The organism is Nocardioides kribbensis (genome assembly GCF_015070375.1).
In the GTDB taxonomy this organism is placed as follows: Bacteria; Actinomycetota; Actinomycetes; order Propionibacteriales; family Nocardioidaceae; genus Nocardioides; species Nocardioides kribbensis.
This window is the reverse complement of the sequence record NZ_JADCLL010000001.1, coordinates 959,543-986,020: the sequence shown is the minus strand read 5'-3', so window position 1 is coordinate 986,020 and position 26,478 is coordinate 959,543. Positions and strand designations below refer to the sequence as shown.

The following is a 26,478-nucleotide window of genomic DNA, read 5'->3' as shown; positions in this document are numbered from 1 at the left end:
CCGTGCGCGTCACCGTCACGCTGCAGACCCCCGCGCGGGCCCTCGACGTGCTCGTCGACTGCGACGAGTCCGGCCCCGCCGCCGAGCTCGAGCGTCGGCTGCGCGCCCTCGCCGGGGCCCCCGACGCGCCCATGGTGGTGCCGCGCGGGGGACCCACCACGCTCGACGGCGGCATCCCCACCGGACGCGGCACCGTCGCCGACCTCGGCCTCCTCGACGGCAGCCGGATCGGCTTCCTCGGCGCCGACGTCTCGCCTCCCCGGCTGGGCCGCGGTCTCCAGCTGCACGTCGTGAGCGGGCCCGACAGCGGTGCGGTCCTCCCGCTGCCGGCCGGCACGCACGAGATCGGCCGCAGCGGCGCCCTCTCCTGGGCCGACCACTCGCTCTCGCGGCGCCACTGCCGGGTGGGGGTGACGTCGGTGGCCGTCACCGTGACCGACCTGGGCTCGAGCAACGGCACCGCCATCGACGGGCGGGCCTGCCCACCGCAGGTGCCCGTGTCGTGGCGCCAGGGCGAGTCGCTGGCGGTGGGCGACTCGCTGTGCGAGCTGCGCGTCGGTGCGGGTGCGGCCGCCCTGACCGAGCCGGCCGCACCCGGCTGGCTCAGGCTCCAGCGGCCCCCGCGCGTGCGGGGCGCCGCCCACCCGCTCGCCATCGACCTCCCCCCGGCCCCGCGGGGGCGGGGGTGGCGGGGAGGTCGCACCGGGCCCAGCGACCTCGGCGACGACGTGCGGCGGCTGCTGCGCGAGGCCGTGCTGCAGGAGCAGAAGGAGGCCCGCGGGCTGCTGCCCGACCCGGCGAGCACGGTGGCCACGGTGCTGCAGCACGGTCGGCGGCTGTGGGAGCGGCGCCCCGAGGACGACGACTTCCTGGTGCTGCGCGTGGGCACCGGCCCGCGACCGGCGGGCATGGAGCTGCGCGGCGGCACCCCCGCCGACCGGCCCTGGCTGCGCGACGTGCCGGTGGCGGTCTCGCTGCGCGGGACCCCGGTCCTCGGGGTGGCCGGCCCCGGCGCGGTCGGCGACGCCGTGCTGCGCTGGCTGCTGCTGCAGCTGTGCGCCGCCCACGCTCCCGGCGACCTCGGCCTCACCGTGCTGAGCAGCCGCGCCGACGAGGCCTGGTCGTGGCTGCGGTGGCTGCCGCACCTGCGGCCCGCCGGTCCCGCGGGCGGGGCGGCGCGGGTGGGGGTCGATCCCAGCGGCCACCAGGCCCGCCTCGGCGACCTGCTGGCGACCGTGCGCCGGCGCCGTGCCGGTGAGCGCGGGGCGGCCCACGTCGTGGTCGTCCACGGCCACCGCGCCCTCGCCGACGCCCCGGGCGGGTCGGCCGCGCTGACCGAGCTGCTGCGCGACGGGCCCGCCGTCGGCGTCCACGCCGTCTGCGTCGACGAGCGCGAGGCCGACCTCCCCGAGCGCTGCTCGGCGACCCTGCTGGTCGACGCGGCCCAGCCGTCGTACGCCGCCCTGGCCCGCAGCGGCCAGGAGCGACTGCCGCGCGTGCGTCTGGAGGGCGTGGCCCCGGCGCTGGTCGACCGCGCCGCCCGGCGCCTCTCGCCGGTGCTCGACCCGGTCGCGGGTCCGCTCCTGCCCGAGCGGGTGCGCCTGCGCGACCTGCTGCCCGCCGACGCCCTCGGCGAGGCCGCCCTGGCCCGGGCGTGGGACGAGCGCGACCGTGGCGCCCCCGCGGGTGCGGTGCCGGTCGGGGTCGGTGGCGACGGCCCGGTGGACCTCGACCCGCTGGCACCCGGCGCCCACACCGTCGTGGCCGGGCTCCCCGGCACGGGGCGCACCGCGGCGCTGCTGACGATGGCGGGCGCCGCGACGCTGTCGCGCTCACCCGACGCCCTCGCCGTCGTGCTCGTCGACGGCGGAGCCGCCGCACCCGGGCGGGCGACCCTCGCCGGACTCGCGGCGCTGGCCGGGCTCCCGCACGCGCGACCCGCCGACGCCGCCGCGGGGGAGGGCCCGGTGCGCGCCGCGGAGGCCGCCCTGCGCACCGCCCGGGAGGTCCTCGTGGTGGTCGACGACCTCGACCTGCTGGAGTCGGCCTCGCCCGGCACGGCCGAGGCGCTGGCCTGGCTGGCCGGCCGCGACGCCCGGCTGCACCTGCTGGCGGCGACCGGTCGACCCCGCGCGGTGCCCGCTGCGGTGCGCTCGGTGGTGACGCGTCGCATCGCGCTGCGCCTCGACGAGGAGGGCAGCCTCGACCTGCTCGGCACCACCGCGGCCGCGGTCCTCCCGGCCGCGGTGCCGGGCCGCGCCCTCGTCGCCGGCGTGGGCGCGGGCGCCGGGGAGGCCGGCGACGAGGTGGCCGTGCAGCTGGCCTGGGTGGGCGGTCAGCCCCCGGGCGCTGCGGCGGTCACCGCCGCGGTGCACGTGCAGCCGCTGGACTGGTGGGGGCTGGGCCGGCCCGTGCCCGAGCCGCCGCGGACGGACACGACGCCCGTGCGCACCGACCTCGACGACCTCGTCGACGCCGTCGACGCCGCGGCGCGATTCGTGGGTGGCCGGGAGCCGGGCTAGACTGCTGCGGTTGCCTCGGCGAGGGACGGTCTGGAGACAGACCTCCGTGATCGACGCGGTCGGCTGCCTCATCGCGCCGTGCTGTGCGTCTCGGTCCCGTCCTCCGGGCGACCACACGCACGCACCACCTCCACACCGCACGAGCCGACCGCACAGGAGAAGCAGCATGTCTGCCGAGAAGATCACCGCCGAGTCCCGCACCGAGTTCGGCAAGGGCGCCGCCCGCCGGATCCGCCGCGAGGACAAGGTCCCCGCCGTCGTCTACGGCCACGGCATGGACCCCCAGCACATCACGCTGCCGGGCCACGAGACCATGATGGCGCTCAAGCACGGCGGCGCCAACGCGCTGCTCGAGCTCTCGATCGACGGCAAGACCCAGCTCGCGCTGACCCGCGAGGTGCAGATCGACCCGATCAAGCGCCACCTCGAGCACATCGACTTCGTCGCCGTCACCAAGGGCGAGAAGGTCACCGTGCAGGTGCCCGTCACCATCGTCGGCGAGGCCGGCCCCGACACCCTGGTCGTCACCGACACCACCGAGATCGAGCTCGAGGCCGAGGCCACCAACATCCCCGAGACCATCGAGGTCTCCGTGGAGGGCCTGCCCGCCGGCACCCAAATCCTCGCCTCCGAGCTCACCCTCCCCTCGGGCTCGACCCTGCTCCTCGACGGCGAGACGCTGGTCGTCAACGTCACCGAGCAGATCAGCGCCGAGGCCCTCGAGGCCGAGCTGGAGGAGGCCGAGGCCGAGGCCGGCATCGAGCGCGAGGAGTCCGACGAGGAGCAGGCCGAGGCCGAGGCCGCCGAGGGCGACTCCGCCGAGGGCTCCGAGGACTCCTCCTCCGAGGAGTGAGCGAGACCTCCGAGGTCTGGCTGGTCGTCGGGCTGGGCAACCCCGGCCCGACGTACGCCGGTCACCGCCACAACATCGGCTACCTCGTCAACGACGAGCTGGCCCGTCGCATGGGTGCGTCATTCCGCGCGCACAAGACCGGGCGCGCCGACGTCGTCGAGGGACGACTCGGTGCGCCCGGCACCCCGGCGCCGCGCGTCGTGCTCGCCCGGCCGCGCTCCTACATGAACGAGGTGGGCGGCCCGGTCAAGGCGCTCGCGTCGTTCTACAAGGTCGCTCCGGCGCGCATCGTGGCGATCCACGACGAGCTCGACATCGCCTTCGACACGATGCGGGTCAAGCTGGGCGGTGGCGACAACGGCCACAACGGCCTGAAGTCGATGCGCTCCTCGCTGGGCACCGGCGACTTCCACCGCGTGCGGGTCGGGATCGGCCGGCCCCCGGGTCGCCAGGACGTCGCCGACTTCGTGCTGTCGAACTACTCGACCGCGGAGCGCAAGGTCCTGCCCTTCGGCGTCGACCTGGCCGCCGACGCGGTCGAGAGCCTGGTCACCGAGGGCCTCGAGCGCACCCAGCAGCGGTTCAACTCCTGAGGCGGGCCCCGGTAGGGTCACGGCCGTGACCTTCGACCCCGGTACCCCGCCCGCCGCCTCCGCCACCGACGACCACGTGCTCGCCACCTGGCTGGCCGAGGTGGCGGGACGCCGCCTCCTCCAGGTCCGCCAGGAGGGCCTCGAGGGTCGCGAGCTCAAGGACGCCGGGGACCGGGCGGCCCACGAGCTGCTGATGAGCCTGCTCGCCGAGCTGCGGCCCGGCGACGCCGTGCTCTCCGAGGAGGGCAAGGACGACAAGGCCCGCCTCGAGGCCGACCGGGTGTGGATCGTCGACCCGCTCGACGGCACCCGCGAGTTCTCCGAGCCCCCGCGCGACGACTGGGCCGTGCACGTGGCCCTGTGGGAGCGCTCCGCCGACGGCGGCGACCTGACCGCCGGCGCGGTCGCCCAGCCGGTGCTGGGGGAGACCTTCACCACCGGCGAGGCCCCCGCCGTGCCCGCCTCGAGCTCCGAGCGGCCCCGGATCGCGGTCTCGCGCAGCCGCCCGCCGGCCTTCGTGCAGGCCCTGGCCGAGGAGATCGGCGCCGAGCTCGTGCCGATGGGCTCGGCCGGGGTGAAGATGATGTCGGTCGTGCGCGACGTGGCCGACGCCTACGTCCACGCCGGCGGGCAGTACGAGTGGGACTCCGCCGCCCCGGTCGCCGTGGCGCGGGCCGCGGGCCTGTTCACCTCACGCGTCGACGGCAGCCCGCTGGTCTACAACCAGGACGACGTCTACCTGCCCGACGTCGTCGTGTGCCGCCCCGAGCTGTCCGAGCGGATCCTGGCCTTCATCGCCGCCCACGGCACCGAGTGAGCCCGCGGCACGTCCTGTGGGACGCCGACGGCGTCCTCCAGTCGCTGCCCGGCGGCTGGGAGCGCGCCGCCGCGCCCTGGCTGGGTGAGCGTGACGAGGCCTCCGAGGCCCTGCTGCGCGAGGCCGTGGCGGTGGAGCGCGAGGCGCTGGTCGGGCGCAGCGACTTCCTGGCCGACCTCGCCGGCGTCCTGGAGCGCCACGGCGTCGACGTGCCCGCCCGCGACCTCCACGCCGCCATCTGGCTGGCCACCGAGCCCGACGCCGCCTCGTGGGCCGTGGTGGAGCGGGTCCGCGCCGCGGGCCACGGCGTCCACCTGGGCACCAACCAGGAGGCCCACCGTGCCGCCCACATGCGCACGGTGCTGGGTTACGACGAGCGCTTCGACGTCAGCGTCTACTCCTGCGACCTCGGCGTGGCCAAGCCCGACCCGGCCTACTTCGAGCGGGCGGTCGCGATGATCGGTGCCGACCCCGACGACGTGGTCTTCGTCGACGACCGCGCCGACAACGTCGCGTCCGCGTGCGGGGTCGGCCTGCGCGGGGTGCACTGGACCATCACCGACGGCCACGAGCGGCTCGTCTCGCTGCTGCGCGGGGCCGGGGTCCGCCTCGGCCAGGCGCGGCCGCACGGATGAGCCGCCCGCCCCGGGCGGTGGTGCGGCTGGCGGGACTGCTCGCCGTGGTCTGCCTGCTCGCCCTCGCCGCCTCGCGCCTCTACGCCCCCGAGCGGGTGCTCGACCTGACGCCGGGCGCCGACTACGTCGCCGCGCCCACCCCGCCGGAGCGTGCCCGCTCGGCCGGGCAGCTCGTCGAGCAGCGCTGGCTGACCCGCACGGCGCGGGCCACCGGCATCCCGGTGCCCGCGCTGCGCGCCTACGCCGACGCCCAGCTCGCCGACCCCGGCTGCCGGGTCGGGTGGACCACCCTGGCCGGCATCGGCTGGGTGGAGTCGCAGCACGGCACGCTCGGCGGTCGCACGCTCGGCGCCGACGGGCGCTCCTCGAGCACGATCCTCGGCCCGGCGCTCGACGGGTCGGGCGGGTTCGCGGCCATCCGCGCCACCGGCGGGTCGGCGCGCTGGCACGGCGACACCGTGTGGGAGCACGCCGTGGGGCCGATGCAGTTCCTGCCGACCACGTGGGAGCCGTGGGGGGCCGACGGCGACGGCGACGGCGCGGCCGACCCCCGCGACCTCGACGACGCCGCGCTCGGGGCGGCGCGCTACCTGTGCGCGGCGGGCGAGGACCTCACCGGTCTGGAGACCTGGGAGGCGGCGGTGCTGACCTACAACCGCTCGCGCGAGTACGTCGACGCCGTGCACGCCGCGGCGTCGGCGTACGCCCGGGCCGCCGGGGGTTGACGGCCCCCGCGACAAAGAAGGTGCCCTGCGGGCGCGCGTGCCGGACAATGGCTCGTCGTGGGTCACGTGGATGTCGCCGGGGTGCGCTACGAGCTGCCGGACGGGCGGGTGCTGCTCGACGACGTGTCGTTCCGGGTGGGCGAGGGGGCCAAGGTCGCGCTCGTCGGCGCCAACGGCGCGGGCAAGACGACGCTGCTGCGCCTCATCACGGGCGACCTGGTGCCCCACGCCGGGGTCGTGACCCGCTCCGGCGGTCTCGGCGTGATGCGGCAGATGGTCGGCAAGGACCTCGGCGAGGCCCCCACGGTGGCCGACCTGCTGCTCAGCGTGTCGAGCCCCCGCGTGCGCGCGGCGGCCGCCGAGGTCGACCGCCTCGAGCTGGCGCTGATGGAGAGCGACGACGAGGCCACGCAGATGGCCTACGCCACGGCGCTGGGGGAGTACGCCGACGCCGGGGGCTACGACGCCGAGGTCACCTGGGACGTCTGCACCACCGCGGCGCTGGCCGTGCCCTTCGACCGCGCGAAGTACCGCGAGCTGGCGACCCTCTCCGGCGGGGAGCAGAAGCGCCTCGTGCTCGAGCTGCTGCTGCGCGGGCCCGACCAGGTGCTGCTGCTCGACGAGCCCGACAACTACCTCGACGTGCCGGGCAAGATCTGGCTGGAGCAGCGCATCCGCGAGTCCGACAAGACGATCCTCATGATCAGCCACGACCGCGAGCTGCTCGACAACACCGCCACCCGCGTCGTGACCGTCGAGCTCGGCGCCGCCGGCAACACGGTGTGGACCCACCCGGGCGGCTTCTCCTCCTACCACCAGGCGCGCAAGGACCGGTTCCTGCGCTTCGAGGAGCTGCGCCGCCGGTGGGACGAGGAGCACGCCAAGCTCAAGGCGCTCGTGCTGCGCTACAAGATCAAGGCGGAGTACAACGACGGCCTGGCCTCGCAGTACCGCGCGGCGCAGACCCGGCTGCGCAAGTTCGAGGAGGCCGGACCGCCGGCCGACCAGCCCCGCGAGCAGCAGGTCACGATGCGGCTCAAGGGCGGGCGCACCGGCAAGCGCGCCGTCGTCTGCGAGGGCCTGGAGCTCTCCGGTCTGATGCACCCCTTCGACCTCGAGGTCTGGTACGGCGAGCGCGTGGCCGTGCTCGGCTCCAACGGCTCGGGCAAGTCCCACTTCCTGCGCCTGCTCGCCGCGGGCGGCACCGACCCCGACGTCGAGCACCGCCCGGTGGGCGACGTGGTCATCGAGCCCGTGCGCCACCGCGGGCTGGCCCGCCTGGGGGCGCGCGTGCGGCCGGGCTGGTTCGTGCAGACCCACGACCACCCCGAGCTGGTCGGGCGCACGCTCGTGGAGGTGCTGCACCGCGGCGACGAGCGCCGCGCCGGCATGGGGCGCGAGCAGGCCGCCCGGGTGCTCGACCGCTACGAGCTGGCCCACGCCGCGGAGCAGCGCTTCGAGTCGCTCTCCGGCGGGCAGCAGGCCCGCTTCCAGATCCTGCTCCTCGAGCTCTCCGGCGCCACCCTGCTGCTGCTCGACGAGCCCACCGACAACCTCGACGTGCAGTCGGCCGAGGCGCTGGAGGAGGGGCTGGAGGCCTTCGAGGGCACGGTGCTGGCCGTCACCCACGACCGCTGGTTCGCGCGCGGCTTCGACCGGTTCCTGGTCTACGGCGCCGACGGCGACGTCTACGAGTCCGACGGGCCGGTGTGGGACGAGGGCCGCGTGGAGCGCGCCCGGTGAGCGAGACCGCGGCGTCGGGCGCGCTGACGGTGGTGGAGGTCGACCCCTTCGACCCGGGGTCCTTCGACCCGTGGCACGCGACCTACGAGGCCGCCCAGCGTCACGGGCACGAGGAGCTCGCGACGCCGTGGCGGCGCGAGGAGCTGCGCCTGCAGCTGCAGGGTCAGGTGTCGGGCGCGAGCCGGACCCGGCGGGCGAGCGCCTACGCCGGGCTGGTGGGCGGGGAGGTGGTGGCCACGGGGTGGATCGGCGCGAGCCTGCGCGACAACCTCGAGACCGCCGAGGTCGAGGTGGGCACCGCCCCGGCGCACCGGCGCCGCGGCCACGGCTCCGCCGTGCTCGAGCACCTGCTCGGGGTCGCACGCGAGCGCGGGCGCAGCGTCGTGCAGGCCCGGACCTGGTGGCCTGCGGGGGCCGCGGACCACGGGGCCGCCGAAGCGGGGCCGGCGTTCCTGCGCCGCCACCGCTTCGAGCTGGGCCTGGTCGAGGTGCTGCGCACGCTCGAGCTGCCCGTCGACCCCGACCGCCTGGCGGTCCTCGCCGAGCAGGCGGCCACGCACCACCCGGACCACACGCTGCGCTCCTTCGTGGGGCCGGTGCCCGAGGAGCTGCTGCGGGGGTGGGCCGAGGCGAGCGCCCGGGTGGAGTCCGACGCCCCGACCGGCGACCTCGACCGCGAGCCCGGGACCGCCGACCCCGCCGGGGTGCGCGAGGCCGAGGAGGTGCAGCGCCGTCAGGGCCGCACGAGGATCGGCACCGTCGCGCTCGACGCCGACGGCGACGTGGTCGCCTACACCGACCTGGTCACCGGCAGCCACGAGCCGGGCCGGGCCTTCCAGTGGGGCACCCTGGTGCGCCGGGAGCACCGCGGCCACCGGCTCGGGCTGGCGGTCAAGACGGCCAACCTGCGGCTGCTGCAGTCCACCGACCCCTCCGTGCGCCGCGTGCTGACCTGGAACGCCGACGCCAACGCGCCGATGGTGGCGGTCAACGACGCCCTCGGCTTCCGCGCGGCCGAGGGAGCCGGCGCCTTCCAGCGCCGACTCCCTCGTGGTGACCGACCTCCCAGTGACTGACCTCCGGTCGCGACGGGGTCAGGAGGTGGTGGCGTCGGAGTCGAGCTCGAGGTCGGTGGTCTGCTCCTCGCCGTCGCGCACGTAGGTCACGGTGACGGTGTCGCCGGGGCGGTAGGAGCGGATGGTGGCGATGAGCGAGTCGGAGCCCGAGATGGCGGTGTCGTCGATGCGGGTGATCACGTCGCCGGCCTGCAGGCCCGCGTCGCCCGCCGTCGAGCCGTCGCCGATCTCCTGCACCTGGGCGCCGTCGACGACGGCCGCGGTCGAGCCGCCCTCGGCGCGCACGTCGCTCACGGTGATGCCGAGCCGGGCGTGGGTGGGCGTCTCGCCGTCGACCATCTGCTCCACGATCGGCATGACCTCGTCGATCGGGATCGCGAACCCGAGGCCGATCGAGCCGCCCTCGGCGGTCTCGCCGAAGGGCGAGCTCGAGCCGCTGCCGGCGGTGCGGATGGAGGAGTTGATGCCGACGACGTGGCCGTACATGTCGACCAGCGGGCCGCCGCTGTTGCCGGGGTTGATCGCCGCGTCGGTCTGCACGGCGGGGTAGGCGGTGGTGTTGCCCTCGCTGTCGGAGCCGACGTCGACGGGGCGGTCCAGCGCGCTCACGATGCCGCTGGTGACGGTGGCGTCGAGGCCGTAGGGCGAGCCGATGGCCACGACGCCCTGCCCGACCTGGAGGTCGTCGGAGGAGCCGATGGTGGCGGGGGTCAGGCCGCTGACGTCCTGGGCCTGGATCACGGCGGTGTCGGTGAGCGGGTCGGTGCCGACGATCTCGGCCAGCGCCGTCGAACCGTCGTTGAAGTCGACCTGGATGGTGCCCGAGTCGCCGGCCACCTCGACCACGTGGTTGTTGGTGAGGATCTGGCCGTCGGAGCTGAGCACGATGCCCGAGCCGGAGCCGGACTCCTGGGCACCCTGCACCTCGATCTTGACCACCGAGGGCAGCACCTCCTGGGCCACCTGCTGCACCGTGCCCTGCTCGCCGGGGTCCTCGGGGGTGTCGACCACCTGCGAGGTGGTGCTCGCCGTCGAGGCCCCGGACGCCGACCCGCCCGTGGCGTCGTCGCTGAGCGAGGACCAGACCGCCGCACCGCCGAGACCGGCGCCGCCGCCCACGACGAGCGCGGCGGTGAGCAGGCCGGCCGCGAACACGGTGCGCCCGCGCCGAGGCCGCTCGGCCACGGCCGTCGACCCGGCGTAGGGCGGGGGCGGCGGCGGGCCGGCCGGGGCGGACCAGGCCGGCTGGTCGGGGCGGGTGGGGCCGGCGGGCTGCTCGTCGCGAGGGAAGTCGTTCATGGTGACGACTGTGCTCAGCCACCCTGTGACCAGGCTGAGACGGCCCTGTTGGCGGGGGAAGAAGCCGGCACGGGACGGACCCTTGTGGCTGACTGTGCTCTCGGTCACAATCTGGGCCATGAGTGCCACGGCGACGCCCGAGACCACGTCCTCCCGCCCCGCCCCCACGGCCGTCTTCGTCGACGACCGGCTGGCCCACTGGGCGTCGGTGGACCCCGACGGCGAGTGCATGACCTACCTCGGCCGCACCTGGACGTGGTCGCAGTGGCACGACCGGGTGCGTCGCGCCGCGGGGGCGCTGCGCGACCTCGGCGTCGGTCGCGGCGACGTCGTGGCCTTCCTCGACAAGAACCACCCGGCCTGCGTCGAGGTCTCCCTCGCCGCCGCGATGCTGGGCGCGGCCAACGCCGTCGTCAACTGGCGCCTGGCGCCCGACGAGGTCGACTACGCCGTCAACGACTCGGGGGCCACGGTCGTCGTGGTGGGCTCCGAGCTGGTGCCGCTGCTCGAGCGGGTGCGCGAGCGGCTGACCGGCGTGGAGCACGTCGTCGAGGTGACCACCGACGGGGCCGAGGGCGACGCCTACGAGGCCATGCTGGCCGCCGCCACCCCGGTCGACCGCGACCCGGCCGTCACGCCCGACGACACCTGCCTGGTGCTCTACTCCTCCGGCACGACCGGGCGCCCCAAGGGGGTCATGCTGACCCACGCCAACATGGTCGCCCACACCGTCAACGCCCACGACGGCTGGGAGTTCGAGCCCGGTGACAAGTCCATGGTGGCCATGCCGCTCTTCCACGTCGGCGGCTCGTCCTACGTGCTCTTCGGCATCCACGACGGCATCCCCAGCGTGATGACCCGCGAGCCCGACGGCGCGTCCCTGGCCGGGGCGATCATGGCCGGCGCCAACCGCACCTTCCTCGTGCCCGCCGTGCTGGCCCAGGTCCTGCAGGCGGGCCCCGACGCGGTCAAGCTCTTCGGCGCGCTGCGCACCTACACCTACGGCGCGGCGCCGATGCCGCCCCCGCTGCTGCGCGCGGCGATGCAGGCCTGGCCCGACACCGACTTCATCCAGGTCTACGGCCTCACCGAGGTCGCGGGCGTCGCCACCCACCTCATGCCCGAGGACCACCGCGACCCCGAGCACCCGGAGCGGCTGGTCTCGGCGGGGCGCCCGGTGCCCGACGTCGAGGTGCGCATCGTCGACCCGGCCACGCTGGAGGACCTCCCGGTGGGCGAGCACGGCGAGATCTGGCTGCGCACGCCGCAGCTGATGAAGGGTTTCCTGAACAAGCCCGAGGCCACCGCCGAGGTCGTCACGGCCGACGGCTGGTTCCGCACCGGCGACATGGGCCGGGTCGACGACGGTGGCTACGTCTTCGTCGAGGACCGGCTCAAGGACATGATCATCTCGGGCGGGGAGAACATCTACAGCCCTGAGATCGAGCGCGTGCTGGCCGAGCACCCCGCGGTGATGGAGGTCGCCATCATCGGGGTGCCCGACGACACCTGGGGCGAGGCGGTCAAGGCCGTGGTCTCGCTCAGGGAGGGCGCCTCGGCGACGCCGGAGGAGCTCATCGCCCACTGCCGCGAGCACCTCGCGCACTTCAAGTGCCCCAAGTCCGTGGACATCCTCGACCTGCTCCCGCGCAACCCCACGGGCAAGATCCTCAAGCGCTCGCTGCGCGCTCCCTACTGGGAGGGTCGCGACCGGGCGGTCAACTGACCGCCCGGCCGGTCGCGCTCAGGGGTTGTCGTCGTCGAGCTGGGAGAGCTGGGTGGCGCCGTTGAGGGCGATGTCCGGCGTCTTGAGCGTGGCGTTGCTCCAGGCGTCCTCGAACTTCATCAGGTTCTGCCCGGTGGTGCGGGCCATGTCGAGGAGGTCGTCGAGCAGGTCCCCGAAGCGCCCCATCGACACGATGAGGTCGTCGACGAACTTCCCGATCTTGGCGGCGAGGCTGGCGACCTTGGTCGTCAGGGACCGGATCGCGTCGGGGGCGAAGACCACGGAGAGGAACTTCACCACCGCGGAGCCGATGGCGCCCACGATGTCGGCGATCGTGTCCCGGACCGTCGACCGCACGCCCCCGACCACTCCTCCGGCGGCCTCCACACCGCCGGCCAGCCCGGTGACCATCACGGCCATCGCGTCGAGGGTGAGCGCGAGCCCGTCGGCGGTGGTGCCGTAGGCCGTGCCCGCGAGGCCCCAGGAAACGCGGCCGACGTCGTGGACCGTGTCCGCGTGGTCCCTCACGAGGTCCGCACAGTGCCCGCAGCCGCCTGGGCTGACCGGAGGAGACCGTCGTGGAGAACCGCACCATCCGCTCGACGCCGCTGTGGCGCCTCATCATCCTGGTGCTGACGGTGGCGGCGCTCGCGGCGACCGTGGTCAACGTCGCCGGTGGGGCCGGGGTGGGCGTCCTGGTGGCCCTCGGGGTCCTCGACCTCCTGCTCCTCGCCGGGCTGTGGCTCTTCGCGACCGTGGCGGTCGAGGTCGACGCCGCCGAGAACACCTTCTCGGTGTCGATGTTCGGGCGCACGCAGACCCGCTCGCTGGACGCCCCGGCCCGGGTGGACGTGCGGTGGGTCAACGTCGGCAACCTCGCCCAGCTGCGCTTCCGGGTGACGCGCCCCGACGAGGCGCCGCTCTCGGTCGCCACCCCGATCCTGGGCGACGCCCCCGAGCTGGCCCGCCAGCTGCGCGGGGCCATGGCGCGCAACCCCGACCTCCCGGCCGACGACTTCACCCGCGACAAGCTGACCACCGACGGGGCGATCCGCCGCGGTCTGTGACGGTCCGCGGGGCGCCCAGCCCTCGGACCCGACACCGGCCGTTCACCTGGCTGCGACAGCCTCCGCCCCGTGAGCGACACGACGAGCACCGCCCCGACGAGCGCCCTGCGCCGCGGCGCGGCGGCGCCCGCCCCCCGGACCCTGGTCGACGTCTTCCGCACCACGGTGGCGACCTTCCCGGACGCCACGGCCCTCGACAGCGGCGCGGAGCAGCTGACCTACCTCGAGTTCGCCGAGGCCGCCGACGAGGTGGCCGACGAGCTGGCCTCGCTCGGCGTGGGCCGCGGCGACAGGGTCGGGGTCCGCCTGCCCAGCGGCACGACCGACCTCTACATCGCGATCATGGCCACCCTGCTCGTGGGCGCGGCCTACGTGCCCGTCGACGCCGACGACCCCGACGAGCGGGCCCGGCTGGTCTTCGGCGAGGCCGACGTCGCCGCCGTCGTGGGCGCCGACCTGGCGATCGAGCCACGCCGCGCGGCCGCACCCCGCGAGCGCGAGGACCCGGCTCACGACGACGACGCCTGGGTCATCTTCACCTCCGGCTCCACCGGCACCCCCAAGGGCGTGGCCGTGAGCCACCGCAACGCCGCGGCCTTCGTCGACGCCGAGTCGCGGATGTTCCTCCAGGACGACCCGATCGGCCCGCACGACCGGGTGATGGCCGGGCTCAGCGTCGCCTTCGACGCCAGCTGCGAGGAGATGTGGCTGGCCTGGCGCTACGGCGGCACGCTCGTGCCCGCGCCCCGTGCGCTGGTCAAGAGCGGCATGGACGTCGGGCCGTGGCTGGCCGCCAACCGCATCACCCTCGTCTCCACCGTGCCCACCCTGGTCAGCCTCTGGCCCGACGAGGCCCTCGAGCGCGTGCGCATGGTCATCCTCGGCGGCGAGGCGCTGCCGCCGGAGCTGGCCGCCCGGCTGGCCCGCGAGGGCCGGGAGGTGTGGAACACCTACGGCCCCACCGAGGCCACCGTGGTGGCCTGCGGCGCCCTCGTCGGCGCCGAGGGGCCGGTGCGGATCGGGCTGCCGCTCGACGGCTGGGACCTCGCCGTCGTCGACGCCGACGGTCACGAGGTGCCGGTGGGGGAGACCGGCGAGCTGATCATCGGCGGCGTCGGGCTGGCCCGCTACCTCGACCCGGTCAAGGACGCCGAGAAGTACGCCCCGATGCCGACGCTGGGCTGGGAGCGGGCCTACCGCTCCGGCGACCTCGTGGTCCACGACCCGGCCGGCCTGCTCTTCGGCGGCCGCGCCGACGACCAGGTCAAGCTCGGCGGTCGCCGCATCGAGCTCGGCGAGGTCGACTCGGCGCTGCTCGCCCTGCCCGGGGTCGTCGGGGCGGCGGCCGCCGTACGCCGCTCCCGCACGGGCAACCAGCTGCTGGTCGGGTACGTCACCGTCGACGAGCGCTACGACGCGGCCGCGGCGGTGGCCGCGCTGCGCCGCGACCTGCCGGCGGCGCTCGTGCCGCGCCTGGCCGTCGTCGACGACATCCCCACCCGCACCTCGGGCAAGGTCGACCGCGACGCCCTGCCGTGGCCGCTCAGCGCCGTGTCGCCTCAGGAGTCGGGGCTGACCGGCACCGCCGCGCGGATCGCCGAGCTGTGGAACGAGGTGCTCGGCGCCTCGGTCACCCGCCGCGAGGAGGACTTCTTCGACGTCGGCGGCGGCAGCCTCACCGCCGCGCAGGTCGTCACGCTGCTGCGCCGCGAGCACCCCGACGTCGCGGTCGGCGACGTCTACGACCACCCGACGCTGGGCGGGCTGGCCGACTTCGTCGACTCGATGGACGCCGGCGTCGACAACGCCCAGGACCGGCTGGTGCCCCCGATCCCGCTCAAGACCCAGGCCGGGCAGGTGGCGGCGGTCGTGGCGCTGCGGGCGCTGGCCGCGCCGCGGTGGGCGGTGTGGCTGCTGGCCGCCAGCACCCTGGTCCACGACCTGCTCGACGTCGGGGGGCTCCCCACCGCCCCGTGGTGGCTGCTGGGCCCGGCCGCCCTGCTGGTGCTGACGCCTCCGGGCCGGATGGTGCTGGCCGCCGGCGCGGCGCGGCTCTGGCTGCGCGGCATCACCCCGGGCGACTACCCGCGCGGCGGCAAAGTGCACCTGCGGGTCTGGGCCGCCGAGCGCATGGTCGACCAGCTCGGGGCCACCGCGCTCAGCGGCGCCCCGCTCATCACGTGGTACGCCCGGCTGCTCGGCGCCCGCGTGGGCCGCCACGCCGACCTGCACTCGGTGCCACCGGTCACCGGCTTCCTGCGCCTGGGCGCCGGCTGCTCGGTGGAGCCGGAGGTCGACCTCACCGGCTACTGGGTCGACGGCGACGTGCTCCACCTCGGCGAGGTGAGGGTGGGCCGGCGTGCCCGCGTCGGCACCCGCTCGATGCTCTGCCCCGGCGCCCGCGTCGGCGACGACGCCGAGGTGGCGCCGGGCTCCGCCGTCGTCGGTGTCGTGCCCGACGGGGAGTTCTGGTCCGGGGCCCCGGCCACCCGGGTCTCGGGCGCCGCACGCGGGCCCTGGTCGGAGCGCCCGGCGAGCTCGGCGGCCTGGGTCGTGGCCTACGCCGCCGTGGCGGTCGCGCTCGGCCTGCTCCCGGCGCTGGCCGTCGGGGCCGGAGCCCTGGTGGCGCTGCTGGGCGCCGACCTGTCCGCCGGCACCGTCACCGGACCCCTCGACCTGCTCGGCGCGCTGCTGCCCTGGCTGGTGCCGGGCACGCTGGTGGGTCTGCTCGTGCTGGCCGCCCTCGTGCTGGGCGTGGTGCGCCTGGCGGCGCTCGGGCTGAGCCCGGGGGTCTACCCCGTGCGCAGCCGCGCCGCCCTGGGCGTGTGGGCCACGGTGCGGGTCCTCGACGAGGCCCGCACGTGGCTCTTCCCGCTCTACTCCTCGACGCTCACCCCGGCGTGGCTGCGCCTGCTCGGCGCCCGGGTCGGCGCCGACGTCGAGGCCTCGACGGTGCTCATGGTGCCGGCGCTGACCACCGTCAACGACCTGGCCTTCCTCGCCGACGACACCCTCATCGGCGGCTACGAGCTCGGCGGGGGCTGGCTGCGCGTCGAGCGGGTCAAGATCGGCAAGCGGGCCTTCGTCGGCAACTCCGGCATGGCCGCCCCGGGTCGCAAGGTGCCCAAGCGGGCACTGGTCGCGGTGCTCTCGGCCGCGCCCAACCGCAAGACCGCGCGCGCGGGGGAGTCGTGGCTGGGCAGCCCGCCCGCGGCCCTGCGGCGTACGACGGGCGCGGGCGACGACGCCCGCACCTACGCCCCGCCGACCCGGCTGCGGGTCGCGCGCGCCCTGTGGGAGGCGGCGCGCGTGGTGCCGCTGGCCTGCACGGTGCTGCTCCACGCGGTGGTCGGGCTGCTCGCCCTCGCCGCGGCCGGCGCGGTCACGGGGCCGGGCGGGGGAGCGGCGGTCCTCGTGGTGGTCGTCCTCGCCCTGGTGCCGCTGCTGGTGGCCGGCGGCCTCGTGGCGGCCGCGCTCGCCACCGCGACGAAGTGGCTGCTGGTGGGTCGTCACCGCAGCGGCACCCACCCGCTGTGGAGCTCCTTCGTGTGGCGCAACGAGCTGGCCGACACCTTCGTGGAGGTGGTGGCCGCGCCGTGGTTCGCCCGGCTGGCCACGGGCACGCCCCTGCTCACCGCGTGGTTCCGCTCGATGGGCTCCACCGTGGGCCGCGGGGTGTGGTGCGAGACCTACTGGCTGCCCGAGGCCGACCTGGTCGAGCTCGGCGACGGGGCCACGGTCAACCAGGGCAGCGTGGTGCAGACCCACCTCTTCCACGACCGGCTGCTGGCGACCGACCGGGTGCGGGTGCGCCGGGGCGGCACGCTCGGGCCCAACTCGGTGATCCTGCCCGCGGCCAGCATCGGCCGGCACGCTACGGTCGGCCCGGTGTCCTTGGTGATGAGGGGTGAGTCGGTGCCCGACAAGACGATCTGGATCGGCAACCCGATCGGCCCGTGGGCCGCCGGCGAGGCCTCCTCGTGAGGGGCCTGCCGACCGCCGACGACTACCTGCCCGGCCACGGCGACCCCGCCTACGCCGTGCGCCACTACGACCTCGACCTGACCTACGCCGTCGAGGGCAACCGGCTCACCGGGCAGGCCACGCTCTCGGTGAGGGTGCTCGGGGCGACCCGGCGGCTCGTGCTCGACCTGGCCCACCTGCGCGTCGACAAGGTCCGTGTCACCGGTGCGCGGCTGGCCAAGCACTCCGCCCGCTCGGGCCGGGTCGTGCTGACCCTCGACGACGAGGTCGCCCCCGACACCCTGCTCACCGTGGTCGTGCGCTACTCCGGCAGCCCGCGGCCCGTGGTCGAGCGCCACCTCGGCGACGCCGGCTGGGAGGAGCTGACCGACGGCGTCATCGTGGCGGCCCAGCCGCACGGGTCTCCGACCTGGTTCCCCTGCAACGACCGCCCCGACGACAAGGCGTCCTACCGGATGACCTTCCGCGTCACCGCGGGCTACCACGTCGTCGCCAACGGCGTGCTGCGCGAGCACCGCCGGGGCGGGTCGAGCGAGACGTGGGTCTTCGAGCAGTCCGAGCCGATGGCCACCTACCTGGCCACGGCCCAGATCGGGCGCTACACCGACTGGCAGCTCCTGGGGCGTCCGGCCTCGGGCACCCCGCTGCGGGTGGTCGCGCCCGAGGACCTCGACGAGGACGACTACGTCGCCGCCTTCGGCCGCCAGCACGAGATGGTCGAGGTCTTCGAGCGCCTCTTCGGGCCCTACCCCTTCGACGGCTACGCCGTGGTCGTCACCGCCGACGACCTCGAGATCCCGCTGGAGAGCCAGAGCCTGTCGACCTTCGGGCGCAACCTCGTGCGCGGCGACTGGGACGCCACCCGCCTCATCGCCCACGAGCTGGCCCACCAGTGGTTCGGCAACGCCGTCACCCTGCGCCGGTGGCGCGACATCTGGCTGCACGAGGGCTTCGCCTGCTACAGCGAGTGGCTGTGGTCGCAGGAGTCCGGCGGCGAGAGCGCCGACGAGCACGCCCGCCACCACCACGCCCGGCTGGCCGAGCTCGACCACGACCTGCTGCTGAGCGACCCGGGCCCGGAGCTGATGTTCGACGACCGGGTCTACAAGCGCGGCGCGCTCACCCTCCACGCGCTGCGGCTGACGGTGGGCGACGAGGCGTTCTTCGCCCTGCTGCGCTCCTGGGTGGCCGAGCACGCCGGCGGCTCCGTGGTCACCGACGACTTCCTGGCCCACGCCGGCGCCGCCACCGGCCACGACGTCGCCGCGCTGCTGCACCCCTGGCTCCACGAGACCGCCCTGCCCGACCTGCCGGCCTGAGGCCGCCGGCCCGAGGTTGCCGGCCGAGGCTGCCGGGCCACGCTCAGCGGTGCTCGCGCCACCGGACCTCGACCGGCCGCGCGGGCAGCACCGCGAGGGTGCCGGCCCAGCCGGGCGGCAGCGGCAGGGCGGTGGTCCAGGCCTCGTCGGCGCGCACGGAGGCCGGGTCACGGCGCAGGCCCTCGCCGGTGGCCTTGAGCACCGCCTCGGCGCGCGTCCACGCGGCGCGGTCGGCCAGCCCCGCCGGCGTCGGGCCGACACCGGGGTCGGGCTCCACGTCGACACCGAGCCGCAGCCCGGTGCCCTCCGCGCGGGCCAGCACCACGAGGCCCGCGGCGTACGCCAGTGACAGCGCACCACCGGCGGTGCGCGGGCGGCCGTGGTCGGTGCCCGCGCAGCGCGGGCACAGCCGCGTGACCGGGCCGGCCAGCGACTCCGCCGCGGCGCGCAGCCCGGCCCGGTCGAGGCCGGGACGCCACAGGGCGTCGACGCGCACCAGCACCGCGGGCGCGCTCACGCCCGCAGCGGCAGGCCCAGGGCGCGCAGGTCGGCGCGCAGGGCGTCGGCGTCTGTGAAGACCAGCCCGCGCATGCCCAGCGCGCTCGCAGCCGCGACGTTGTCGGCGCGGTCGTCGACGAAGGCCAGGCGTGCGAGGGGCAGCCCGGCGCGCCGCTCCACGACGCGGTAGACGCGGGGGTCGGGCTTGGCCACGCCCTCGGTGCCCGACACCACGACGTCCTCGAGCAGGCCCAGCACGTCGAAGAGGCGCGGTGCGTGGGGGTAGAGCTCGTGGGACCAGTTCGTCAGCCCCCACATCGGCACCCCGGCGGCGTGCAGCTCGCGCAGCAGGTCGGCGGTGCCGGGCACCTCGCCGCGCAGCGAGGCCGCGAAGTGGCGCCGGTAGGAGCGGGCGTGCTCGGCCCAGTGCGGGTGCGAGGCGGCCACCGCGGCCTCGGCGTCGTCCCAGGACCCGCCGGCGTCGCAGCCGTGGTTCCACGCCATGAAGTCGAAGTCGTCGGCGGCCAGGAAGCGGGCGGCCTCCTCGGCGCCGACGCCGGCCGCGATCGCCGCGGAGGCGTCCCAGTCGACGATGACGTTGCCCAGGTCCCAGACGACCCCCGCCGGCGGGCCGGCGGGGGTCGTGGGTCGTGCGGGGGAGGGGGCCAAGGTCAGGCCCAGCGCTCCGAGGCGGGGACGAAGTCGAGGGTCCGGTCGCCGGTGTAGATCTGCTTGGGCCGGGCGATCTTCTGCTCCTTGTCCTGGACCAGCTCGAGCCACTGGGCCAGCCAGCCGGGGGTGCGGCCGATCGCGAAGAGCACGGTGAACATCTCCGGGGGGAACTGGAAGGCCTCGTAGATCAGCCCCGAGTAGAAGTCGACGTTGGGGTAGAGCTTGCGCTTGATGAAGTACTCGTCCTCGAGCGCGATCTTCTCCAGCTCCTTGGCGATCTCGAGGAGCGGGTTGACCCCGGTGACCTCGAAGACGTCGTCGCAGGCCTTCTTGATGATCGTGGCGCGGGGGTCGAAGTTCTTGTAGACCCGGTGGCCGAAGCCCATCAGCCGCTCGTTGCCGTCCTTGACGCCCTGGATGAAGGCCGGGATGTTCTCCTTCGACCCGATGCGCTTGAGCATGCGCAGCACGGCCTCGTTGGCGCCGCCGTGCAGCGGGCCGTAGAGGGCGCCGACGCCCGCGGCGACCGCAGAGTAGGGGTCGACCTGCGAGGAGCCGACCGAGCGCACGGCGTTGGTCGAGCAGTTCTGCTCGTGGTCGGCGTGGAGGATGAAGAGCACGTCGAGGGCCTTGACCAGGCGCGGGTCGGCCTCGTACTTCGACTCGCTCATCTTGAAGAGCATGGAGAGGAAGTTGGCGGTGTAGCTGAGGTCGTTGTCGGGGTAGACGTAGGGCTTGCCCTGCGCGTGGCGGAACGACCAGGCGCCCAGCGTCGGCATCTTCGCGATCATGCGCACGATCTGCATGTGCCGGTTGTCGGCGTCGCTGATGTTGCGGGCGTCGGGGTAGAAGGTCGACAGCGCGCCCACCGAGGCCATGAGCATGCCCATCGGGTGGGCGTCGTAGCGGAAGCCCTGCATGAAGGTCTTCACGTTCTCGTGGACGAAGGTGTGGTAGGTGATCTCGTGCACCCACGCGTCGTACTCCGCCTTGGTCGGCAGGGCGCCGTGGATCAGGAGGTAGGCCACCTCGAGGAAGGACGACTTCTCCGCCAGCTGCTCGATGGGGTAGCCCCGGTACTCCAGGATGCCCTTCTCGCCGTCGATGTAGGTGACGGAGCTGCGGCAGGACGCCGTGTTGACGAAGCCCGGGTCGTAGACGGCCAGGCCGGGGGTGTCCTCGGCGGTCTTGATCTTCCCGAGGTCGGCGGCCTTGATGGTGCCGTCGAGGATCGGGACGTCGTACTCCTGTCCGGTGCGGTTGTCACGGACGGTCAGAGAATCAGTCACGCGTCTTAACGTATCCGTCGTCTCGTGACACGCGGAACCCGGTGTCCACGACCCGGGTCGCGAGGCCACCCCTGCGGGTGAGCGACGGGCGCCACGCGGTGCCCGCCCGGGGCGTTTTGACCCCGTCGCCCGCGCGCGCCTACCCTGAGTGGTCGCGACTCCTGCCGCGCCCCGTCACAGCCGTCCCCGGCTGCCGGCGAGGTGCAGTCCCGGAGGCCACCAGCCGGTCCCGACCGGCGGCGAGCCGGGCCGTGTTCGTCAGAAGCCGCAGCTCCACCCCCCGCCAGGCTCCACCTGGCGGTCCCCACGAACGAATGAGAGTAGATCAGCCGTGCGCACGTACAGCCCCAAGCCCGGTGACATCACCCGGGAGTGGCACGTCATCGACGCCACCGACATCGTCCTGGGCAAGCTCGCCGTGACTTCCGCGAACCTGCTCCGCGGCAAGCACAAGGCGATCTTCGCCCCGCACGTCGACACCGGTGACTTCGTCGTCGTCATCAACGCGGAGAAGGTGTCCCTGTCGGGCACCAAGAAGACCACCAAGATGGCCTACCGCCACTCCGGCTACCCGGGCGGTCTCTCGGCCACCCCGATCGGCGAGCTCCTCGAGAAGGACGCCCGCAAGGCGATCGAGAACGCCGTGTGGGGCATGCTCCCCAAGAACAAGCTCGGCCGTCAGATGCTGAAGAAGCTGAAGGTCTACAGCGGCCCGACCCACCCGCACGAGGCCCAGAAGGCCGTTCCGTTCGAGATCACCCAGATCTCCCAGTGAGCAGTGGCTCCTTCAACTTCCATGCAGAAAGCTGAGTGAGGATTACCGTGGCTGAGACCACCAACGAGGTCGAGGAGACCTTCGAGACCGACGAGCGCGGCGTTGCCTACAGCTCCGAGAGCGCCCCGTCGGCCGACGCCCCCGAGCGTCCCGCGACCATCGCCCCCGCCAACGCGACCGGCCGTCGCAAGGAGGCCGTCGCCCGCGTCCGCCTCGTGCCCGGCACCGGTGTGTGGACCGTCAACGGCCGCACGCTCGACTCGTACTTCCCGAACAAGCTGCACCAGCAGGTCGTGAACGAGCCGTTCGCCACCCTGCAGCTCGAGGGTCGCTTCGACGTCATCGCCCGCATCCACGGCGGCGGCATCACCGGCCAGGCCGGCGCCCTGCGCCTCGGTGTGGCCCGCGCCCTCAACGCCATCGACGTCGAGGCCAACCGCCCGACGCTGAAGAAGGCCGGCTTCCTGACCCGCGACGCGCGCGTCATCGAGCGCAAGAAGGCCGGTCTGAAGAAGGCGCGCAAGGCGCCCCAGTTCAGCAAGCGCTGATCCGCGCCGACGTGGTGGCTCCCACCGGGCCCCTCTTCGGCACCGACGGCGTCCGTGGCCTGGCCAACGGCGGTGTGCTCACCGCCGAGCTGGCCCTGGGCCTCGGAGCGGCCGCCGCCCGTGTCCTCGTCGATCATGGCGAGTTCACCGGGCGGCGGCCGCTCGCCGTCGTGGGCCGTGACACCCGCATCTCCGGGCAGTTCCTCGAGCACGCCGTCGTGGCGGGCCTGGCCTCGGCCGGGGTCGACGTGCTGCGCCTGCGCGTGCTGCCGACCCCCGGGGTCGCGTTCTTCACCGACTCCCTCGGCGCCGACCTCGGCGTCGTCATCAGCGCCTCGCACAACGCGATGCCCGACAACGGCATCAAGTTCCTCGCCCGCGGCGGGGTCAAGCTCGACGACGACCTCGAGCGCGAGATCGAGGCGCAGCTGGGCCGCACCTGGGAGCGCCCGACCGGCTCCGACGTCGGTCGCGTGCGCCCCTACGCGCCCACGGTGGAGGAGTACTCCGCCCACCTGGTGCGCACCCTCGACACGCCGCTGGCGGGCCTGCGCGTCGTGCTCGACTGCGCCCACGGCGCGGCCAGCGAGGTCGGGCCCCGTGCCCTGGCCGACGCCGGCGCCGACGTCGTGACCATCGGTGCGGAGCCCGACGGGCTGAACATCAACGACGGCTACGGCTCCACCCACCTCGACCGGCTGCGGCGCGCGGTCGTGGACGAGGGCGCCCACGCCGGCTTCGCCGTCGACGGCGACGCCGACCGGTGCCTGGCCGTCGACGCCACCGGCGCCGTGGTCGACGGCGACCAGGTCATGGCCGTGCTCGCCCTGTCGATGCAGGAGCGCGGACGCCTGGTCGACGACACCCTGGTGGCGACCGTGATGAGCAACCTCGGCCTGGTGCGCGCCCTGCGCCCGGCCGGCATCACCGTGCGCCAGACCAAGGTCGGCGACCGCTACGTGCTCGAGGACATGCGCGCCGGCGGCTACTCCCTCGGCGGCGAGCAGTCGGGCCACGTGATCATGAGCGACCACGCCACCACCGGCGACGGCCTGCTGACCGCGCTGCACGTGTGCGAGCGCATGGTGAGCACCGGGCGCAGCCTGCGCGACCTCGCCTCGGTGATGACCCGCCTGCCGCAGGTGCTGGTCAACGTGCCCGAGGTCGACCGCGCGCGCTGCGACTCCGACCCCGAGGTGGCCGCGGCCGTGGCCGCGGAGTCGGCCGACCTGGGCGAGGAGGGTCGGGTGCTGCTGCGCCCCTCCGGCACCGAGCCGCTGGTGCGGGTCATGGTCGAGGCGCCCACCCCCGAGCGGGCCTCGGCGGTGGCCGAGCGCCTCGCCGACGTGGTGCGCCGCCGCCTCGCCCTGGCCTGAGCGGCTAGAGCTTGCGCAGGCGCACGTAGCGCACCGAGTGGTCCTTGTCCTTGCGCAGCACGAGCGTGGCCCGCGAGCGGGTCGGCAGCACGTTCTGCACCAGGTTGGGTCCGTTGATGGCGTCCCAGATGCGCTCGGCCTCCGCGACGGCCTCCTCGTGGGTCAGCGCGGCGTACTTGGCGAAGTAGGACCCGGGGTCGCGGAAGGCGGTCTCGCGCAGCCGCAGGAAGCGCGAGACGTACCAGTCGCGGATCGTGGTCGTGCCGGCGTCGACGTAGACGCTGAAGTCGAAGAAGTCGCTCAGCGTCAGCCCCGTGCGTCCGTCCTCGCGGGTGCGGGCGGGCTGCAGCACGTTGAGGCCCTCGATGATGACGATGTCGGGGCGGCTGACGACGACCCGCTCCTCGGGCACCACGTCGTAGACCAGGTGGGAGTAGGTCGGCGCCTCCACCTCCTCCTTGCCCGACTTGATGTCGACCACGAAGCGCAGCAGGGCGCGGCGGTCGTAGGACTCCGGGAAGCCCTTGCGCTGCAGCAGCCCGCGCCGCTCGAGCTCGGCGTTGGGGTAGAGGAAGCCGTCGGTGGTCACCAGCGCGACGTGGGGGTGCTCGGGCCAGTGGGCCAGCATCTGCTGCAGCACGCGCGCGGTCGTGGACTTGCCCACGGCCACCGACCCGGCCAGGCCGATCACGAACGGCGTGCGCGGCGGGGTGCGGCGGTGCAGGAAGCCCTCCTGCTCGCGGTGCAGGTCGCCCGCGGCGCCGACGTAGAGGCTGAGCAGGCGCGAGAGCGGGAGGTAGACGTCGCGGACCTCGTCGATGTCGAGGTTGTCGCCCAGGCCGCGCAGGCGCCGCACCTCCTCGGCGGTCAGCGGGCTCTCGGTCTCCTGGGCCAGCGCGGCCCAGGCGGAGCGGTCGAGCTCGATGTAGGGGGAGGTCTCCCGCCCGGTGTCCTCGTGACCGTGGTGGCCGCTGTGGGCGTGGTGCCCGTTGGACGACCGGGTCGCCCCCTGGTTCGGCATGGACCTCATCCTTGCAGCCGCCGCGCCCTGCACGACGGAGGGCCCGCCCCTCGATAGACTCTCGGCCCATGTGCGGGATCGTGGGATACATCGGAAGCAGGCCCGCCCAGGACGTGGTGGTCGAGGGGCTGCGTCGTCTGGAGTACCGGGGCTACGACTCCGCGGGCATCGCGCTGGTCGACGACGGGGCGCTGGCCACGCGCAAGCGCGCGGGCAAGCTGGCCAACCTGGAGAAGCTCGTGGCCGAGGAGCCGCTGCCCGCGGCGGGCCTCGGCATCGGGCACACCCGGTGGGCCACCCACGGCGCCCCCAACGACGTCAACGCCCACCCCCACGTCGGGGCGAGCCGTCGCGTGGCCCTGGTGCACAACGGCATCATCGAGAACTTCGCCGACCTGCGCGCCCGCCTCGAGGCCGACGACCACGTGCTGGTCTCCGAGACCGACACCGAGACCGTGGCCCACCTGCTGGAGCTGCAGGTGGAGTCGGGCGAGGACCTCACCACCGCGATGCAGCGCGTCTGCGCGATGCTCGACGGGGCCTTCACGCTCGTCGCGGTCGACGCCCACGACCCCGACCGGGTCGTCGCGGCGCGGCGCAACTCCCCGCTCGTCGTGGGCCTGGGCGAGGGGGAGAACTTCCTCGGCTCCGACGTCGCCGCCTTCATCGAGCACACCCGCGAGGCCCTCGAGCTGGGCCAGGACCAGGTGGTCACCCTGACCCGCGACGGCGTGGACGTGACCGGCTTCGACGGCCGCCCCGCCGAGGCCACGCAGTTCCACGTCGACTGGGACCTCTCGGCGGCCGAGAAGGACGGCCACGACTGGTTCATGCGCAAGGAGATCTTCGAGCAGCCGCGCGCGGTGGCCGACTCCCTGCTGGGTCGTCGCACCCGCTCCGGCGCGCTCCAGCTCGACGAGATGCGCCTGTCGGACCAGGAGCTGCGCGACATCGACAAGATCATCATCATCGCCGCCGGCACGTCGTTCTACGCCGGCATGGTCGCCAAGTACGCCATCGAGCACTGGTGCCGGATCCCGGTCGAGGTCGAGCTGTCCTCGGAGTTCCGCTACCGCGACCCGATCCTCGACTACTCCACCCTCGTGGTGGCCATCAGCCAGTCCGGGGAGACCGCCGACACCCTCCAGGCGATCCGCCACGCGCGCTCGCAGCGCTCCAAGGTGCTGGCGATCTGCAACACCAACGGCTCGACGATCCCGCGCGAGTCCGACGCCGTGATCTACACCCACGCCGGACCCGAGATCGGGGTCGCCTCGACCAAGGGCTTCCTGACCCAGCTGGTGGCCTGCTACCTCCTCGCGCTGTACCTCGCGCAGGTCAAGGGCACCCGCTACGGCGACGAGATCACCCAGGTGATGGAGCAGCTCGAGGCCGTGCCGGACCAGATCGAGGCGGTCCTGGGGCGCTGCGAGCAGGTCTACGAGCTGGCCCGCACCCACGTCGGCACCCGCTCGGTGCTCTTCCTGGGCCGCCACGCCGGCTACCCCGTGGCCCTCGAGGGTGCGCTCAAGCTCAAGGAGCTGGCCTACCTCCACGCCGAGGGCTTCGCCGCCGGCGAGCTGAAGCACGGCCCCATCGCCCTGGTCGAGGAGGGCCTGCCGGTGCTGTGCGTCGTGCCCCCGCGCGGGCGCGACCAGCTGCACGGGAAGATGCTCTCGGGCATCCAGGAGGTGCGCGCCCGCGGCGCGGTCACGATCTGCCTGGCCGAGGAGGGCGACGCGACCATCACGCCCTACGCCGACGTGCTGATCCCGCTGCCGCGCGTGCCCGTGCTGCTGCAGCCGCTGGTGGCCGTCGTGCCGCTGCAGCTCTTCGCCTGCGAGCTGGCCTCGGCGATGGGCCACGACGTGGACCAGCCCCGCAACCTGGCCAAGTCGGTCACCGTCGAGTGAGCGGGCGGCGGGGGAGCGGGCTACGGG

The 26,478-nt window shown here is 74.5% G+C and carries 22 protein-coding genes; 16 read left to right on the top strand and 6 right to left on the bottom strand.

Translation table 11 applies throughout. The features are described 5' to 3' along the window. Nucleotides 1–2: 2 nt before the first annotated feature. From IR170_RS04515 to IR170_RS04480, 8 genes are all read left to right on the top strand, one after another. Nucleotides 3–2,522, top strand: coding sequence for an FHA domain-containing protein (locus IR170_RS04515; RefSeq protein ID WP_193661333.1), 2,520 nt, complete (start codon nt 3–5; stop codon nt 2,520–2,522). A 166-nt stretch (nt 2,523–2,688) separates the two neighbouring features. Further along, nucleotides 2,689–3,375: a 50S ribosomal protein L25/general stress protein Ctc gene (locus IR170_RS04510; protein ID WP_056863790.1), complete on the top strand. Its 687-nt coding sequence runs from the start codon at nt 2,689–2,691 to the stop codon at nt 3,373–3,375. Then, a complete protein-coding gene (gene pth, locus IR170_RS04505; protein ID WP_193661332.1) occupies nt 3,372–3,968 on the top strand; it encodes an aminoacyl-tRNA hydrolase in 597 nt (198 codons plus the stop codon). Before IR170_RS04510 ends, pth begins: the two co-directional genes overlap by 4 nt. A gap of 25 nt (nt 3,969–3,993) precedes the next feature. Then, nucleotides 3,994–4,785, top strand: a complete 792-nt coding sequence (locus IR170_RS04500; protein WP_193661331.1) for a 3'(2'),5'-bisphosphate nucleotidase CysQ — start codon at nt 3,994–3,996, stop codon at nt 4,783–4,785. After that, nucleotides 4,782–5,420 (top strand): HAD family hydrolase, encoded by a 639-nt coding sequence (locus tag IR170_RS04495; protein WP_193661330.1) that lies wholly within the window; start codon nt 4,782–4,784, stop codon nt 5,418–5,420. The genes IR170_RS04500 and IR170_RS04495 overlap by 4 nt, the downstream gene beginning before the upstream one ends. Next, a complete protein-coding gene (locus IR170_RS04490) occupies nt 5,417–6,145 on the top strand; it encodes a lytic murein transglycosylase (protein WP_193661329.1) in 729 nt (242 codons plus the stop codon). Before IR170_RS04495 ends, IR170_RS04490 begins: the two co-directional genes overlap by 4 nt. Nucleotides 6,146–6,202: 57 nt before the next feature. Beyond that, nucleotides 6,203–7,888: an ABC-F family ATP-binding cassette domain-containing protein gene (locus IR170_RS04485; protein ID WP_193661328.1), complete on the top strand. Its 1,686-nt coding sequence runs from the start codon at nt 6,203–6,205 to the stop codon at nt 7,886–7,888. Beyond that, nucleotides 7,885–8,964, top strand: coding sequence for a GNAT family N-acetyltransferase (locus tag IR170_RS04480; protein ID WP_193661327.1), 1,080 nt, complete (start codon nt 7,885–7,887; stop codon nt 8,962–8,964). Before IR170_RS04485 ends, IR170_RS04480 begins: the two co-directional genes overlap by 4 nt. Nucleotides 8,965–8,982: 18 nt before the next feature. Here the strand turns inward: IR170_RS04480 and IR170_RS04475 are convergent, their stop codons facing one another. Then, a complete protein-coding gene (locus IR170_RS04475) occupies nt 8,983–10,263 on the bottom strand; it encodes a S1C family serine protease (RefSeq protein WP_193661326.1) in 1,281 nt (426 codons plus the stop codon). Nucleotides 10,264–10,381: 118 nt separating this feature from the next. Between IR170_RS04475 and IR170_RS04470 the strand changes: the two genes are divergently transcribed. Then, on the top strand, nt 10,382–11,989 hold the full coding sequence (locus tag IR170_RS04470) for a long-chain-fatty-acid--CoA ligase (protein ID WP_193661325.1): 1,608 nt from the start codon (nt 10,382–10,384) through the stop codon (nt 11,987–11,989). An 18-nt stretch (nt 11,990–12,007) separates the two neighbouring features. Here the strand turns inward: IR170_RS04470 and IR170_RS04465 are convergent, their stop codons facing one another. Next, nucleotides 12,008–12,517 (bottom strand): hypothetical protein, encoded by a 510-nt coding sequence (locus IR170_RS04465; RefSeq protein ID WP_193661324.1) that lies wholly within the window; start codon nt 12,515–12,517, stop codon nt 12,008–12,010. Nucleotides 12,518–12,567: 50 nt separating this feature from the next. On the opposite strand from IR170_RS04465, the gene IR170_RS04460 reads away from it, so the two are divergent. From IR170_RS04460 to IR170_RS04450, 3 genes are all read left to right on the top strand, one after another. After that, nucleotides 12,568–13,056 carry a hypothetical protein gene (locus tag IR170_RS04460; protein ID WP_193661323.1) on the top strand — a complete coding sequence of 163 codons (489 nt, stop codon included), beginning with the start codon at nt 12,568–12,570 and terminating at the stop codon, nt 13,054–13,056. A 69-nt stretch (nt 13,057–13,125) separates the two neighbouring features. After that, nucleotides 13,126–17,040, top strand: a complete 3,915-nt coding sequence (locus IR170_RS04455) for a Pls/PosA family non-ribosomal peptide synthetase (protein ID WP_193661322.1) — start codon at nt 13,126–13,128, stop codon at nt 17,038–17,040. Then, nucleotides 17,037–18,359, top strand: a complete 1,323-nt coding sequence (locus IR170_RS04450; RefSeq protein ID WP_193661321.1) for a M1 family metallopeptidase — start codon at nt 17,037–17,039, stop codon at nt 18,357–18,359. The genes IR170_RS04455 and IR170_RS04450 overlap by 4 nt, the downstream gene beginning before the upstream one ends. A 43-nt stretch (nt 18,360–18,402) precedes the next feature. On the opposite strand, the gene IR170_RS04445 is transcribed toward IR170_RS04450, so the two are convergent. Genes IR170_RS04445 through IR170_RS04435 form a run of 3 tightly spaced genes read right to left on the bottom strand, consistent with a single transcriptional unit; the run spans nt 18,403 to nt 20,818 of the window. Next, nucleotides 18,403–18,876 (bottom strand): 4'-phosphopantetheinyl transferase family protein, encoded by a 474-nt coding sequence (locus IR170_RS04445; RefSeq protein WP_193661320.1) that lies wholly within the window; start codon nt 18,874–18,876, stop codon nt 18,403–18,405. Continuing rightward, on the bottom strand, nt 18,873–19,526 hold the full coding sequence (locus IR170_RS04440; RefSeq protein WP_193661319.1) for an HAD family hydrolase: 654 nt from the start codon (nt 19,524–19,526) through the stop codon (nt 18,873–18,875). Before IR170_RS04440 ends, IR170_RS04445 begins: the two co-directional genes overlap by 4 nt. A gap of 2 nt (nt 19,527–19,528) precedes the next feature. Next, nucleotides 19,529–20,818 (bottom strand): citrate synthase, encoded by a 1,290-nt coding sequence (locus IR170_RS04435; RefSeq protein WP_056863803.1) that lies wholly within the window; start codon nt 20,816–20,818, stop codon nt 19,529–19,531. 331 nt (nt 20,819–21,149) lie between these two features. Here IR170_RS04435 and rplM point away from each other — a divergent pair, with 331 nt between their 5' ends. Genes rplM through glmM form a run of 3 tightly spaced genes read left to right on the top strand, consistent with a single transcriptional unit; the run spans nt 21,150 to nt 23,517 of the window. After that, nucleotides 21,150–21,593 (top strand): 50S ribosomal protein L13, encoded by a 444-nt coding sequence (gene rplM, locus IR170_RS04430; RefSeq protein ID WP_056863804.1) that lies wholly within the window; start codon nt 21,150–21,152, stop codon nt 21,591–21,593. 41 nt (nt 21,594–21,634) lie between these two features. Further along, nucleotides 21,635–22,141 (top strand): 30S ribosomal protein S9, encoded by a 507-nt coding sequence (gene rpsI / locus IR170_RS04425; protein WP_374108206.1) that lies wholly within the window; start codon nt 21,635–21,637, stop codon nt 22,139–22,141. A gap of 11 nt (nt 22,142–22,152) precedes the next feature. After that, entirely contained in the window at nt 22,153–23,517 is a 1,365-nt protein-coding gene (gene glmM / locus IR170_RS04420) for a phosphoglucosamine mutase (protein WP_251533950.1), read from the top strand. Between the two features lie 4 nt (nt 23,518–23,521). On the opposite strand, the gene coaA is transcribed toward glmM, so the two are convergent. Next, nucleotides 23,522–24,538: a type I pantothenate kinase gene (gene coaA, locus IR170_RS04415; protein ID WP_082500185.1), complete on the bottom strand. Its 1,017-nt coding sequence runs from the start codon at nt 24,536–24,538 to the stop codon at nt 23,522–23,524. A 68-nt stretch (nt 24,539–24,606) separates the two neighbouring features. Between coaA and glmS the strand changes: the two genes are divergently transcribed. Further along, nucleotides 24,607–26,451 carry a glutamine--fructose-6-phosphate transaminase (isomerizing) gene (glmS, locus tag IR170_RS04410; RefSeq protein ID WP_193661318.1) on the top strand — a complete coding sequence of 615 codons (1,845 nt, stop codon included), beginning with the start codon at nt 24,607–24,609 and terminating at the stop codon, nt 26,449–26,451. Nucleotides 26,452–26,478: the final 27 nt, after the last annotated feature.

Coding starts and splice junctions, on each gene's coding strand:
- IR170_RS04510 (WP_056863790.1), top strand. CDS start 2,689: ATGTCTGCCGAGAAGATCACCGCCGAGTCCCGCACCGAGTTCGGCAAG.
- IR170_RS04490 (WP_193661329.1), top strand. CDS start 5,417: ATGAGCCGCCCGCCCCGGGCGGTGGTGCGGCTGGCGGGACTGCTCGCC.
- IR170_RS04475 (WP_193661326.1), bottom strand. CDS start 10,263: ATGAACGACTTCCCTCGCGACGAGCAGCCCGCCGGCCCCACCCGCCCC.
- IR170_RS04470 (WP_193661325.1), top strand. CDS start 10,382: ATGAGTGCCACGGCGACGCCCGAGACCACGTCCTCCCGCCCCGCCCCC.
- coaA (WP_082500185.1), bottom strand. CDS start 24,538: ATGCCGAACCAGGGGGCGACCCGGTCGTCCAACGGGCACCACGCCCAC.
- glmS (WP_193661318.1), top strand. CDS start 24,607: ATGTGCGGGATCGTGGGATACATCGGAAGCAGGCCCGCCCAGGACGTG.